This is a genomic window from Chitinophaga filiformis (assembly GCF_900102545.1).
Classification (GTDB): domain Bacteria; phylum Bacteroidota; class Bacteroidia; order Chitinophagales; family Chitinophagaceae; genus Chitinophaga; species Chitinophaga filiformis.
Genome location: NZ_FNBN01000012.1, coordinates 112898 through 128130, shown reverse-complemented (window position 1 = coordinate 128130; position 15233 = coordinate 112898). Strand labels below are relative to the sequence as shown.

Sequence of the window (15233 nt, the reverse complement as noted above, 5' to 3'; positions counted from 1 at the left end):
TAAGTTTAACTGAATCTTTCTACTTTAAAAGGAGTGATATCCATCGAAGCCGGCACACGTGCCACCAGTTCGCTGACCAGTTTACCGGTCGCGGCACCCAGGCTGATACCCAGCATGGAATGTCCTGTTGCTACGGTCACATTCGGGTAACGTTCCATGGTACCTATATGCGGCAGTCCGTCTGCACTGCAGGGACGATAACCGTACCATACCTTATCAGGAGCAGGTAAGGGAATATCATATGCCGGAAAATATCTTTTAACGGAAGCCAGTATACCTTCTACCCGCTGCATACGTGGCGGAGCGTTCAGTCCTGTGATCTCCATGGTGCCACCAAAGCGGATCTTATTGCCATTCATAGGCGAAATAGCTACTCTTGCTTCACTCAGGATCACGGAGTGCCTCACTTTATAGGGCGCGTCTTCAAATGTAACAGAATAGCCCCTGCCACCTACCATGGGAATGTTTAGCCTGAGTTGCTGGGCCAGTTCCCGGCTCCAGACGCCCGCAGCGACTACTATATGATCCGCAGTATGAAAACCGCTTGTGGTCTTCACACCCTGTACTTTATTTCCTTCAGTGATAAAGGCTGTTACTTCCTGGTTGCTTTCGAAGCGCACACCGCGTTGTCGCAGGTAAGTCATCAGGCTTTGCATGAGCTGATTGGGATACAATTGGGCATCTCCGGGGAAATATATTGCCCCCAGTGCATTTATAGGAGTATCCGGCTCCATTTGTTTTAAGGTCTGCTGGTCTATCAGCCGGGCTTCTATCCCCAGGGCAAGGGCATCCTTTACAGTATGTTCTGCGTGATGTGCGTTTTCTTCTGTGTTGAACAGTTCCAGCATTCCTTTTGGATCATAGGAGAAATCCAGTCCGGGAATACGGTTCCACTCTTCATACAGCTGTTTACTCAGCAGGGCGATATCCCTGAGGGGAACAGCCGAGCGCTCCACATGCGATTTGGTAGCGCTTTTCATGAACTGCCAGCCCCACTGGATCATGCTGCTGCTCAGACTGGGTTTGATGTAAAACGGGCTCTTAGGGTCCATCATCCACTTCAATCCCTGCCTGACGATACCGGGTGTAGCCAGGGGTACAAAGTGGCTGGGGCAGATATAACCTGCGTTACCATAAGAGCAGCCCTGCTGCATATCTGTCCTGTCTATTACTGTTACGGTATATCCTGCCTGTTGCAGATAAAAAGCACTGCTCAGGCCTATAATTCCTCCGCCTATAATGATTACTTCCATATTGTTGTTTAAATCACCTGTAGTCCATATGCATACGGATCGTCCTCAGGGTCTATTGTGATCGTGTTATAACCGTATATTCTTGCCCAACCTTCGATACCGGGACGTATAGCAGGTACGCCTGCTACGGTGGTTTCTTCTTCTATCGTACCAATGAAACGGGATCCGATGATACTTTCGTGAATGAAGGAGTCTCCTTTTTTCAGTTTGCCTTTGGCATACCATTGAGCCATCCTGGCGGAAGTGCCGGTACCGCAGGGAGAGCGGTCGATGGCTTTATCGCCGTAAAACACGGCATTACGCGCTGTGGAGGATTGATCCATCACAGCTCCTGTCCACAATACATGGGAGCATCCGTTGATATGCGGATTATCCGGGTGTACGAAGGTATGTTTCTCATTGATCCGTTTGCGTAATTCCCTTGCCCAGCCTATCAGTTGTGAGGCGGTATAGTGTTCGAGCCCCGGAAAGTTCTCCTGGACATCTACAATAGCATAATAATTTCCGCCGTAAGAAACATCTACTTTCAATGGGCCCAGGTCGGGGCATTCCACCACCAGGTCAGTTGCGGCGAGGTAAGACGCTACATTGGTGAGCTTCACGCTTTTTACCTTACGACCTTCCTGTTTATATTCGATGAGGACCAGTCCTGCGGGGGCTTCCATCCGTACGATGCCGGGTGTTTTAGGTGTGATCAGTCCCTCTTCAATTGCGATAGTGATGGTACCGATAGTGCCGTGACCGCACATGGGCAGGCAGCCACTGGTTTCGATGAATAATACGGCTACGTCGTTGGCGGGATCGTGAGGCGGATACAGTATACTTCCGCTCATCATGTCATGGCCCCTGGGTTCAAACATCAGTCCTGTTCTGATCCAGTCGTATTCCTTCAGGAAATGGTTCCGTTTTTCGCTCATGTTGTTACCTTGCAGTACTGGTCCGCCGCCAGCTACCAACCTGACAGGGTTACCGCAGGTGTGAGCGTCTATGCAAAAGAATGTTTTCTTCACGTTTCCTTATTACAGTTTAAAAAGACATTGGTTGATCTACTCTTTCAAAAATACCGGTTGAGGGCGAATGGGATATTGCAGGTTTTCACCAATGGTATGCAGAAATTAACATAAATAAGGGACAAATTCCAGCAATGGGTAAAAAATATGGGAATCCGGACAAATATGTCTGCCTGACTCAGCTTTTTAACTGAAAATCAATATGTATTGATTATCTAATTAAATTGCAGTATAGTTCCATGTCATATGAATGAAAATGCTGCCCCCAAAAATGAGAAGGCAAGGCTACGCGCGCTCAAGGAATACGGGCTGCTGCAGTTGACTCCGCAACCGGCCCTCGATCAGTTCACCGAACTGGCAACCCTCAGCTGTCATTTCCCTTACGCTGTTATAGCTATTGCGGGGGATGAAAAGCAGCTCATCGTTTCGTCTACTACTATACCGGGTATACAGGAAACCTCTTTGGACTGGGGCTTTATGCAGGCGATCAGGGAGGCAGGGGCCTTCACAGCGGTTAAGGACACCCAGGTCCACCCTATCCTCCGGAATAATAAAGCAGTTACAGCAGCCCCACATATCCGGGCATTTGCCGGTTGTCCGCTGATTGACGGCAAGGGATTTGTTTTAGGGGCGCTTTGTGTAATGAGCGACAAACCCGACATGCTTAGTAATGCAGAGCAAAGAGCGCTCACCATTATTGCACAGAATATTATTGACGCCTTAGTGGCGGAACGGCAGAAGGCGGAGACCCAGTATTATGCGAAGCTGTTCAATCTGTCGGAGGGCCTGGTTTGCGTTGGCTCCTACTCAGGCAGGTTAAGAAGGATCAATAAGGCATTTACCACCCTGCTGGGTTGGGAAGAGGAAGAACTGACAAGCACTTCGGTACTTGAGCTGGTGCATCCCGATGATGTGGAGAATACCAGCCAGGAGCTGGAAAACCTCCGTTCGGGTTTATCTACTATTAACTTCTATAACCGTTTCAGGACAAAGGGTGGCGATTATAAATACATTCAATGGATTGCCACGCCTGAGCCGCATACCGGTAATATCTTCGCTATCGGCAGGGATATTACCAGTGAAAAGCTCAAAGAGCAGGAGCTGATCGATAATGAGATCAGCGCCCGCACTTTCTTTGAGAATTCGCTGGGGATGATGTGTAAGCATGATCTGCAGGGGAACCTGACGTATGTCAACAAGGCGAGTGCTGACAGTGTGGGTTATAGTATCCAGGAACTCATGACGATGAGTTTATACGACATTATCCCCCCGGAATATCACAACGACCTTAACCAATACCTGGCCAAGATACGTATGAAAGGCAGGGTGACGGGTCTGATGCACACCCGGCATAAGCATGGCAATATCCGCATCTGGCTGTTCAACAATATACTGGTGAATGATGCCCAGGGAAATCCCTTTGTGATAGGCAATGCGGCTGATATCACAGAGAGGCACGAACTGGAGATAGACCTCAAGCGTACTAAGGAAATGCTGGAACGCACCAATCAGGTGGCGCGTATAGGTGGATGGGAGTTTGACCTTGTTAAGCAAGAGGTTTTCTGGTCGACCGTTACCTGTGAGATCCATGAGGTACCGCCTGACTTCAAGCCCACCCCGGAAAATACAATGGTATTTTACACTGGTGAATACCGGCAGCAGCTGGATGCGGTCATTGATCATGCTATCCGTACGGGCACGCCCTGGCAGCTGGAGTTACAGATCACGACAGCTAAAGGCCGTAAGATGTGGGTGCGCTCGATAGGTCATGCCGCGTTCGAAAATGGTGTTTGTAAAAGGCTGTTTGGTACTTTCCAGGATATTAATGAGCGGAAGAAGGCTACGGTGGCTATTCAGCAGTCCCGGAAACTGTTGGAGGATGTATTGCAATCTGCTTCGGAGGTCAGTATCATTGCCACCGATCACGAGGGTATTATTACCCTTTTCAATAAAGGGGCGGAAAAGCTGTTGGGATATAGTGCTGCGGAGGTTACGGGTAAATATTCCTGGGAGATACTTCACTCGCCGGAGGAAGTAGCCGCCAGAGGCAAAGAGTTGTCGGAGTTGTATAAGACACCTATTGAAGGTTTCCGCGTGTTTACCCAGGTACCGGAGCTTGAAGGATCTGAGGGAAGGGAATGGACATATGTACGGAAAGACGGAACCACTACCACCATCGCTATGGTAGTAACGCCTATACGTGACCATGAGAATATCACCGGTTACCTGGGCATTGCTACTGATATTTCGAAGCGCAAGAAGGCGGAAATGGAGCTGAAAGAGGCCAAATTACAGGCGGAGTATGCCAGTAAAGCCAAATCGGAATTCCTGGCCAACATGAGCCATGAAATACGCACGCCGCTGAACGGTGTGATCGGGTTCACAGACCTGCTGATGAAAACTGTGCTTAATGAAACGCAACAGCAATATGTGTCTATTGTTAACCAGTCGGGTAATTCCCTGTTGAGCATCATCAATGACATTCTCGATTTCTCCAAGATAGAAGCCGGCAAGATAGAGCTGGACATCAGCAAGTGTGATCTGCTGGAGTTTAGTAGTCAGGCCAGCGACATTCTCAGTTTCCAGGCAGCGCAGAAGGGTATTGAAATGTTGCTGAATGTATCTCCGGAGCTCCCCCGTTTTATGTGGGCGGACGTGGTGCGGCTTAAACAGATCCTTCTTAACCTGTTAAGCAATGCGGTGAAATTCACCGACCAGGGGGAAATAGAGCTGGAGATCAGGCCTGTAGGGCAACCAACGGAGGGTATGACCACTATCAGGTTCCAGGTAAGGGATACGGGTATTGGTATCCATAAGAGTAAACAGCAGAAGATATTTGAGGCTTTCTTACAGGAAGACATTTCCACTACTAAAAGATATGGCGGTACGGGTCTGGGGTTGAGTATTTCCAATAAACTGCTGGCACTCATGGGGAGTCAGCTTCAACTGGAAAGTGCTCCCGGAAAAGGTAGTACGTTCTTTTTTGAAATTACGGTAAAAACAGAAGACGGCGCTCCCATTGCATGGGAAAATATCGACCTTGTCAAAAATGTGCTGATCGTTGATGATAATGAACATAACCGGACCATCCTGAGAAAGATGCTGCAGATGAAGGGCATCAACTCTGACGAGGCATCGAATGGCATTGAAGCCTTTCAGTTCCTGATGACGAAACAGCAGTATGATGTGATCCTGATGGATTATCATATGCCTTTTATGGATGGACTGGAAACGATCAGGAAGATCAGGACGAACTTTGAGGAGCTGGATAAAGAGCCTGCTATCATCTTACTGCATAGTTCTGCAGACGATGAAAAGATCATCAGGGCCTGTGAGGAGCTGCACGTCAATCAACGTCTGTTAAAACCTATTAAGATACAGGAAATGTACCATGCCCTATCCCATTTGTTTATCAAAGACACCGCTGAGGCTAAGCGGGCGGAAAGCCGTGATCATAAGAAGATCAAAGCCAATATTAATATCCTGATCGCGGAAGATAATCCTATCAATATGCTGCTGGCGAGTACCATTATCCGGAAGATTGCTCCTGCTGCCCATATTATGGAGGCGAAGAATGGCAAAGAAGCTGTTGAGAGCTCTAAGCAGCAGTTACCTGATATTATCTTTATGGACATCCAGATGCCTATTATCAATGGGTATGAAGCTACGCAGTTAATCAGGGAGATCAGTCCGCATATTCACATTCCTATTATAGCCTTGACAGCGGGGAATGTGAAGGGCGAAAGGGAAAAGTGTATTGCGGCGGGTATGGATGATTTTGTTACCAAGCCGTTTGTTGAGAATAACCTGATTGCTGTATTTGAGAAGTGGCTGACGTGGAAGTCAGTCAATGCGTAAAGCCCTACATTCTTCTTCCAGTACCCCGGTGATGAGTTGTGGCGGGGGTCCCCATTTTTTGATACCGGTATCTTTCAGGAGCGGATAAGCGGAGCTGGCGCCGCCGATATCGCCGGAGGTTAATCCCATGACGATAGTTGGTATGCGGGTATGTCGGATGACGTAGGCGCACATGATACAGGGTTCGTGGGTGGTGTACATGGTGCAATCTGACAGATCCTGGGTGTTTAGTAAAGCTGTCGCTTCGCGGATGGCTTCTATTTCGGCGTGGTAGGTGATGTCTTTATGGGTTTTACCTCCCTCGATGCCACGGGCGATGATTTCGCCGTTGCGGACGAGGATGGAGCCGACAGGGCTGTCGCCACGTTGTTTTGCGGCTTGTGCCAAAGAGAGGCATTCTTTCATGAAATATTCGTTATCCATCAGTATTTCTTCAATTTGTTCAACATTATCACGGCTTAGCATACACCCATTTTTTAGGTATAAGCATGGTAGCTAATTAATATTACGATAAAAATGTCTGGCTCATTCCAGCGTATCATAAACCTTTGTATCTTTAGCCGATATTTTTAAACGTTTAACCCGAACCCGAATCTATGAAAAGATTTTGTTTTCCTCTTTCCCCGCTACTCTATGTCGTTAGTAGCGTCTTATTATTTTCAGCCTGTAGTCATGATGACAATTATCCGTACGTTACGGTCACCTCAATTTATCCCGAAGCTGCAGGTGGCGGCGATACCGTTAAAATTTACGGAACGAATTTCCCAGTCATGAAATCAGGGCTCAAAGTGTCTGTATCCCTGAATGGCGAAAAGGCAAATATCGTTGCAGCTGACCGGGATAGCGTATCGGTTGTAATACCCGTAATGGCAGGCTCCGGCGAGTTGACTGTACAGGTAGACAATCATTCTTATTCAAAGCCGTTTACCTATAACTATAGGGCTACAGTTACGACTATAGCAGGATCCGGCACTGTAGGCAGAGATGACGGCGCTGGCGAAGCTGCCAGCTTTAATTGTCCCTGGGGCCTTACCGTGGACAGCGCCGATGGTACTTTATATGTGGCTGATTGCTACAACAGGTTGGTGCGTAAGATAACTGGTAATATGGTATCCACAATTCCGATTTCTTACGATGTAGAATTTTATTCTCCCTATAACATCACGCTGGATCAGCACTCAAAGCAGCTGTATCTTACAGACTTTAATACGCATGTGATGCGTATAGAACCGGATGGCAGGAATGTGCCGATATACCAGGGCATAATGCCTATGGCCGGCATTACATTAGGGCCGGATCATAACCTGTATGTAAGCAATACCAATTACGGGTTTATCTTGCGAATGGATACTTCAGGCCACCATGACACCACTATTGTATCCGGTCTCACTACGCCTCAGAACATTGTTTTTGATAAATCCGGCACTATGTGGGTGAGTGCGTATCCACATGCCAGGATCACACCGGATGGCCAGATGACCTTTCTGCCGCTGGATCCTACTTATGGCGGCTGGGAGATTGCGCTCGATCGTAGAGGCAATCTTTATGAAGCCGATCATGTTAATAATAACCTGCGCCTGATTGAGAAATCTACGGGAAGGAAGGTAGTTATTGCGGGGAGTGGTAATGCTGAAGATGTGGATGGAGTGGGGTTAAATGCGTCTTTTAATGGTCCGATGGGATTGGTGATAGATAAGCATGGTGATCTGTATATCAGCACTTATAATTATGATACGCAGGGTGGGAATAAGATCCGGAAAGTTGTAGTGAGATAAGTGTATTCTTCGGTAGATATAAAGGGGTTGTCTCATAAGTAACTCGATGGCTCTGAGAATTTCTTATACGGAAATTCTCTCCATTAGGTACCCGAATAAATTTGGGTAAAAGTTATTTATGAGACAGCCCCCTTTTTTATTTACGCTAAGTAGCTTCGGTTTCAGTATGGGATGTCGGTCGGCGCCTCTCTGAATGTCGATTTAGCCTTGTCAATCGAATAGAGGCGTTGAATATGGATTAGACGGCATCGGTCGTGGCACCGGAGAGCCGAAGGCCCGACATTCCCATCTGAAACCGCGTGCTACTTGCGCGTTCCTGCTATTGTTTATGCGGCTAGCTTATTAAGTGAAACGAGGCTGTATAAATTACTTTTTTTACATTACTTCAGGCGTTTGCCTTCACCTCAACGTATTTAGCCAATACCTTGACTAAAGCTACTTTCAGTGTTGATTCGTCCGCTCTGACCATATCCGATTGCGGCATCGGGGTTGTGATAAGAACTGTATAGTGGTTAGTCAATCAATCAGTTCTTCTATAGAGATCTCATCGAAATATTTACTTATGATACTTTTAATACTCTGCATGATTACAAAGGTATATAGTAGATGCCTACCCTGCAATAGTCTAAACTATGCTGTAAACATGAAGTATCCATGAAGGAGACGTGGAGATGATCTGGTGTTGATCCCCAGGTGTATAATTACAGTAAAACTTAATAAGAAGAGGTGCGAAGGTCGTATCAGACAATGGTAAGACTGCTGCAGAGCTATACTGCAACTGTTCAAAGGTATGGGGTTGGGTTATTACATTCAATGGATGCTTTACTCATCAAAAGAATCGCTGAAGGCGGGGTGTTTATTCCCGTTGAATAAGCGTTTGGTATGTATGTGCACGTGTAAGGTTCTGCCTAGTTGCTGTTGGCTGTGGGTAGGTCGGCTTGTTATCTGGTATCGGTGGCGTTGCCACAGCGATAATGTCGGCTGCCAGGTATTGCCGGTTGCTGGAAGGGCGATCTCCGTACATGCCTCTTACCTGTAGGGTGATCACTAAGGTTCCTTCTCCGGGGACATTCAGGGCAATGTCGGCTCCTTCGAAAGGCTGTCGGGGATCGATGGTCATTGTGGCCGTTTCTGTGCCGGTAACCTCGCGTGTCAGGAAGTCAATACGGGCGGCGATTACTTTTACTTCCAGGATGGTGATGTCTTTGTGGTGGGCCAGCGTTTGCTTCGGGATATGCAATGTTTCATTTCTGAAAAGCTTAGGGGCTACAGAAAAGAAGCGGTCTATTCCCGTGTGCTGATTGAACCGGAAGCCGGTTATAGCGGCGTTGTTGTCGCCCGCTGCGATAAATGCCTTGTTCAGGCGATTGATATGACCGTCGTCGCAACGGATATCCAGGTCTGTGTAAAAGGTGTGACGGATCAGGGCACCTTTTTTACTGGCTATACCGAAGCGTTGTGCTGCGGAACGGGTGGCAGCATTCTGCCGGACTATTTCAGGCATCTTACGCAGGTAGTACTTGCCATTGCGCTCGTAGCCTATGACGTTACCCAGTTTACGGGTAAAAGGGAAAAGTGAGTTTTGTTTTGCCATCAGCGTTTTTTTTGTGACACTATAAATTTAATATAATTCATTGGGAGAGAGCGGGTTGGACGGTGGAGATTATCCACAGGTATGGAGTGGTGATGTGGATAATTGGGCTGCTTTTTTAGTCTAGTATGTAGGGTAAATAATCATAATGGATATACTTCGTTTCGTAACCTGGGAAGGCATATCCGTAGAAACAAATGAATAAAATGATACCGGCAAGCAGTTGTATTGAGCCTATGGTTAACAAATACATGAACAGCGAAAATTTCTTCTTTTTGAAGAAGAGGCAGGCGGCTAGATAAAATAGTGAGCAGTAGATAAGGGCTAAGGCGAAAAAATCGTAGTAGAAGGGTATTTCGTCCAGAAACGAATAGGCGTTTACGGCTGATATAAAAATCGGGGTGAAGAAGAGGGTTGTTATGGTGAAGAGTTTCTTTATTGTCTTTTTTTTCATGTGAAGATAATGTATCTATTGAGTCACCAATGCTTAAATTGATTCCTCCATTTTAAACATTCTGGAAACATTTATTTTCCATTCAAGATAAAGCTCATTTTGGCTCATCTCAGGACAGAACTTATTTGCCAAAAAAATAAATCGGCAATAAAAAGTATACAACAAAAAGTTCAAATCTAGTAATAGCCCTTCCGACTTCACTAACTCAGACGGATTACTTCTATCTATAAATTCTAATACGTACAACCCATCATTTGCCTTTTCAAACTTTAAAGAATAATTTGCTCCTTGCTCATAAAAATCTAAACTATGCTTAGATACTTCATTCCTATTAGTAAATTCAATAAGACCCAATAACTCTTCTAAGAAGATAACCAATTCAGCTGATAATGTTTTATATTCTCTCCCACTAATTCTCAATTCAAAACATACACCATTACCATATAATACATTTGACATAACATAAAAAACAGCAGAAACACTATCTAAATCAAAATCAGACTCAAATTCGGCTTCACTGTATTTTGTACCTTGTAACGCCCATTGAGGCTCAATTAAAATCTCTAGTCCTTTATTACTCATCTTATTACTTTTTCTACAATAGGGTATCCTGTCTTTAAGGCATTAGTTGCACCCTCTGCATTTTTTACAATAATAGCTTTAGTAGTTGATATAATCGATTGATCTGCATTAACTACTTGGCCAAGACCAGCAAGTATATCAACTATATTCTCACCGTCTTTCAATGTATCATAAATGCCTTTTATAAATTCAGCAGCCTTTTCATTGTTGGTCCATTGACCAATAGCTACTCCAAAAGATCTTGCTCGGTCTGCCAGCTGGGGGATCTTTAACTGAGCTCCATGTTGAGTAAAGATATGACCAAACGTTTTGACGCTTTTCCATGTCCAATTCAGACTCAGCCCTTTTAATGTCAACCCTTCAATATTAACTCCTGTACCCCTCCCCTTAATTAAGGCTGCTGTTGTTAACACTATGGTAGTTGTTCCCTCTATTTTTGATCTAGAGTGCCCTCTGTATATAATTTTTTAAGTGATGAGGGAATCTTCGACAAATTAGTTGGCAACTCTTTAAGGTTCTCTACAACCTCCCCTGCCGTTTGAGGATCCTTGTCATCCAATGGCCTTAAGGGCGCTAGAACTTTTGCAGTATTGTACAGACCTCTAAGAAACGGATTAGAAATTTTGCTCCCGTTCTCCAGCCGAAGAGGATGTGATTTAATGGCTTCTTTAAGTTCATCATATCTCAAATGCTCTAGTCCATCTAAATCAATACCATCTATAACTCTATTACTTGCAAATTGATACGGTGTCAACTCTGGATATTTCGCAGTGATAGGGTCCACACTCAAAAACTTCCCCAACCTCGGATCATATACCCGTATCCCATAATCCTGCTGGTTCCCCTCGCCCTTCACCTCATTATTATCATTCTCCTTCCCATTAAACCCATAACGATAACTTCCTACGCAACTTTACCCCAATAACTGCTCTGCACACTCAAAGAACTGGCCCTAAGGTATAGTTTTTCCTTTCACTGCTCTTTCAGCTGAAAAAAAAAAATAACACTACGTGGGTAGACATGATGCTGAAGTAATTATATACTTTAAAGAGGCTGAGACACTGCCTGCGGATGATAAAGCAGCGCTATTACACGTTATTTCTGCTTTTTATCAGGGATGTTAAAACTAAACAAGCTTATGCCTATTAAGGGGCCATCCGGGGGGCTATATTTACTAGATAAGATGTTAAACGACCTACAATAAGACTTTCTAGTATAAAAGGTGCATCTTTTACTTCCTCGATGCAATCACCTTAAAGCTATTCAATAATGAATCCCCCTGGCTTTACACACCAGGGGATTTATTATTAAACTATTTATAACTTCATTTCAATAGATTCACAGTATAGCATCTTAAATTATAATTTCCAAGAAAAGCATGATCACTCGGAAGCCCACGAGCTAATCGCCAATCTAATTCCTGAAGAATTAATTACTGCCTTCATTCTGTGGACATAATAACACACACGAAAATGCTAGTTCGTTGCATCATGATAAAAAAATCTACCGTTCCATGCATATTCTGGCCCTCGGAGCAATGTAAACTCCAATGTGATATACCCAATAAACAATGCAATCACACCAAAAAAAAAGTACTCTATTATTAAATTCATTCTTCCTTTCAGAACTTTATATCGTAGTATGGAAATAAGAATAAAAAATACCACTACATAAAACGCATAGATAATATCTCCTATTCCATGGCCGAACGTTATAAATCCAGAAACAAATAGTAAAATGAAAATTACTGTCCAACAGACTAATACCCAATAAGCATATTTTACCATTTCTTTATTTTTTTTGCTGTTTTTTTCCGATTTAACCGTTAAGTTGGTCGTAGTTCCTTTGGGAGCCATAACCTCAACATTTGCCTTTAATGCTGCAGGTTTCAGCTTTCTGACCTTTCCTGCCTTAATGGCATTTTCAATTGACTCAGGTGCAAGCACGTCAAATGAATGAGCATCAACCGTCTCTCCGGAATCAAAATATTTACTTACATCAATCTCGACGTTTGTAGTAATTGAAGATGTTTTGAAATAGTCATCCCCTGCCATTCCTCCAGAAACTCCATCAACAGTATTCCATAAAGCAATATGGTCATTAATGTATTTTTTGTTAGTCTCCGGATTCTCTACTCCACCTTTTTTATTATATGCAGGAGTACCAATAGTTATAATATTTACTTTAATACCCGTTCCTTCATAAATAATCTTCGCTGCTTGAATGGCAACATTTCCTCCGTGACTATGGCCTATCAATGTTATTTCTTCTCCCTTTACCCTATTTCTCAAAACATAAGTTGCTAACTGTTTCGCAGCTTCCGCTCTTATTCCATAATCGTTGTAAACGATAGACCCCCAGTTAAACCCTACATTATAATACTTATTGTTTGTTAATCTAAGTAAAGTTTGTACTCCCCGTTTTGCCATATTTGATTCAGTCCATCTTTTAGCCGATGACTCTGTTCCATGAACAAAAAAGGCTTCCGCGCCATCTAAATCAATAGCTTGAATGGGAGTATTTGAAGCAAACTGATAGGGCGTCAATTCAGGATAGGATTTGGTCAACGGATCCACACTCAAAAACTTCCCCACTCTCGGATCATATACTCTCATCCCATAATCCTGCTGACTCCCCTCTCCCTTCACCTCGTTATCATTCTCCTTCCCATTAAACCCATAACGGTAAACATTCAAACTCCCTATGCCATTAGGCGTGCATACACACCATCATAAACATTCAAATGAAGTGTACTTATACCAAAATAACTGGTCCTCAGATGCTATTTACCTATCATCAAAAAGAGCAGCCGAACGATTTACGTCAGCTGCTCAAGATATTACCCCAACAGTCAGATTAAATCACATCTTCTTCACATTATCAACAATATGAACTTAAAGCTATTCAATAAAAAAAGATGTAAATAACAATGTCCGACTCATAGCTTGGGCATCGTTATTTATGTCTTGCTCTTTCCACTCTTTAATTAATTCTCACGTTGATAGTATCCAATTTTTGTGGTCTGGACATAAATACCGTGTCACAAAATATTAGGCTCAAAGTGGTATCGTCTCTAAGATTATAGCTTAAGATGGTATCGTAAACTTCTAGATTTTTCAATACCTCTGATTTCCCATCTGACGAAAATCTAATAATTTGCATTACATCTTTAGAAGTTGCTCCTACAGCTACATAATCTACATTAATTACAACTCCTTTTTCTTTGATCGGAATATGTAATACAGTTCTCCGATCGACAGTATTGCAGCTACAATAGAAGGCTAGACCCCATGCCAGACAAAATGAAGGCAAATTAACTTTCATCATAAACGCATTAATGAATTAATAATTCTCACTATCTCTATATTTTCTCATATAGAGCTGAAACCCTTTATAGATCGATCTTTGATCCTCTGGGTCATCACCATAAGGAGCTTGTAATACTTTTTCATAATAACGGTCATTTCCAGCAATATGCTCTACAACCTTATACTTTTGCCAGGATGGATCGGACGTTCCTGCTTGCATTTGTGCCCTTCCCGCCATTTCTAATAAAGTCGGTTTTGAAAAAAATTGAGTAGCTAATCCGAGTACTCCAAAATGGAAATTTCCGAATTCAGCTGCTGTTAAAAGATACTCATCATATTTAAATCTCGTTGGCGACTCATTACCCCTATCGAACCGATTTGCAAGAGCATAGATGTAACGCTTATTTGATTTATAATCCCATTCACCTCTATTCTTAACACGACGATAATACATATAAGGACCATATCCCGGTATCTTCATCATACTCCTCATATCTTTCACATTTTTATCTAGCAGATTGCCCATAATCTCATTTGCATCAATGGTCCCTCCTAAATTACCGATAAATCTATTTGTATTATCAGTATAATGGTGCACATATACAGCGGTTCCAATATCATCATTAGAAATTATAGCTCCAAAACTATTTACGATTACTGTATCTCCCCGGGGATCGGCCAAAAGTATTGGATTACCGGAAAAAGTAAAATATGAGCTCTCCCCAATCTTAGGCCTGGGGTCTAAATTCCACCTCCTACCAATTTTCGGCTCATACTCCCAAAACTGCGCTGTATAGCTATTTCCCTCGCCTCTGATCTCGTCTGACCTCTCTTGTCCATTAAACCCATAGCGATAACCACCGACACTAAAACTCCGATAGACCACCAGCACCGCACACTTTTACTTAAAGAACTATCTCCAAGATATAGTTTTTTCTTTCGACTGCAAGAAAAATGATACAATATCGGTGGGCTAGTGGATGCCTTGGTCATGTCCTAGATTTATGCTATCGATTATTTCATTCTGCAGCACATCTTAAGTATTTTTTTCACTACACATATAGAGGAAATTACTATCTGCAAAAAGGCATACTGAGATGAGGAAAAATAAAAAACTATCCCAATAGGGGATAGCTAAAAAGGTAGGAATACATGTCGCCGCAATTGTGAAGATATGAATGAGATGAAATAGAATCATCTATTAAGATTGCTGCGCAGATTGCAGTGTCACGGGAGGTTTCTTCGGATTATATGCAATGACCAAGATAGAGTCGATGCTTTTAAACTCCTGGATATGTTTCTCAGAGATGCGAAAGCTAGACATGCCGATCATATCATAAATAACAAGGGGCCAGCATAGGCTAACCCCTTATTCCCTACTAGGTGCTTTCCTCGCCAAATC

At 43.6% G+C, this 15233-nt stretch carries 10 protein-coding genes and 1 pseudogene; 2 read left to right on the top strand and 9 right to left on the bottom strand.

What is annotated here, in order from left to right:
• Positions 1–5: 5 nt before the first annotated feature.
• Both BLR32_RS31215 and BLR32_RS31210 read right to left on the bottom strand, forming a co-directional pair.
• On the bottom strand, positions 6–1253 hold the full coding sequence (locus BLR32_RS31215) for an NAD(P)/FAD-dependent oxidoreductase (RefSeq protein ID WP_089838126.1): 1248 nt from the start codon (positions 1251–1253) through the stop codon (positions 6–8).
• A gap of 8 nt (positions 1254–1261) precedes the next feature.
• The gene (locus BLR32_RS31210) at positions 1262–2263 is read right to left on the bottom strand and encodes a 4-hydroxyproline epimerase (protein ID WP_089838124.1); all 1002 of its coding nucleotides are present in this window, start codon (positions 2261–2263) and stop codon (positions 1262–1264) included.
• Between the two features lie 246 nt (positions 2264–2509).
• Between BLR32_RS31210 and BLR32_RS31205 the strand changes: the two genes are divergently transcribed.
• The gene (locus BLR32_RS31205; protein WP_089838122.1) at positions 2510–6121 is read left to right on the top strand and encodes a PAS domain S-box protein; all 3612 of its coding nucleotides are present in this window, start codon (positions 2510–2512) and stop codon (positions 6119–6121) included.
• On the opposite strand, the gene BLR32_RS31200 is transcribed toward BLR32_RS31205, so the two are convergent.
• Entirely contained in the window at positions 6107–6586 is a 480-nt protein-coding gene (locus BLR32_RS31200; protein ID WP_218124284.1) for a nucleoside deaminase, read from the bottom strand. The two genes, BLR32_RS31205 and BLR32_RS31200, sit on opposite strands and share 15 nt — an antisense overlap.
• A 131-nt stretch (positions 6587–6717) precedes the next feature.
• Between BLR32_RS31200 and BLR32_RS31195 the strand changes: the two genes are divergently transcribed.
• Positions 6718–7896 carry an IPT/TIG domain-containing protein gene (locus BLR32_RS31195; protein ID WP_089838120.1) on the top strand — a complete coding sequence of 393 codons (1179 nt, stop codon included), beginning with the start codon at positions 6718–6720 and terminating at the stop codon, positions 7894–7896.
• An 856-nt stretch (positions 7897–8752) separates the two neighbouring features.
• Here the strand turns inward: BLR32_RS31195 and BLR32_RS31190 are convergent.
• From BLR32_RS31190 to BLR32_RS34285, 6 genes and pseudogenes are all read right to left on the bottom strand, one after another.
• Positions 8753–9490, bottom strand: a complete 738-nt coding sequence (locus BLR32_RS31190; RefSeq protein ID WP_089838118.1) for a hypothetical protein — start codon at positions 9488–9490, stop codon at positions 8753–8755.
• Positions 9491–9974: 484 nt separating this feature from the next.
• Entirely contained in the window at positions 9975–10523 is a 549-nt protein-coding gene (locus BLR32_RS31180; RefSeq protein ID WP_089838115.1) for a hypothetical protein, read from the bottom strand.
• On the bottom strand, positions 10520–10936 hold the full coding sequence (locus tag BLR32_RS31175; protein ID WP_089838113.1) for a hypothetical protein: 417 nt from the start codon (positions 10934–10936) through the stop codon (positions 10520–10522). Before BLR32_RS31175 ends, BLR32_RS31180 begins: the two co-directional genes overlap by 4 nt.
• 17 nt (positions 10937–10953) lie before the next feature.
• Positions 10954–11406: pseudogene (locus tag BLR32_RS34695) on the bottom strand (RHS repeat-associated core domain-containing protein); the annotation flags it as partial.
• A gap of 592 nt (positions 11407–11998) precedes the next feature.
• Positions 11999–13219 (bottom strand): esterase/lipase family protein, encoded by a 1221-nt coding sequence (locus tag BLR32_RS31165; protein WP_176842494.1) that lies wholly within the window; start codon positions 13217–13219, stop codon positions 11999–12001.
• Between the two features lie 646 nt (positions 13220–13865).
• Positions 13866–14723 carry a polymorphic toxin type 44 domain-containing protein gene (locus tag BLR32_RS34285; protein ID WP_218124283.1) on the bottom strand — a complete coding sequence of 286 codons (858 nt, stop codon included), beginning with the start codon at positions 14721–14723 and terminating at the stop codon, positions 13866–13868.
• Between the last annotated feature and the right edge of the window lie 510 nt (positions 14724–15233).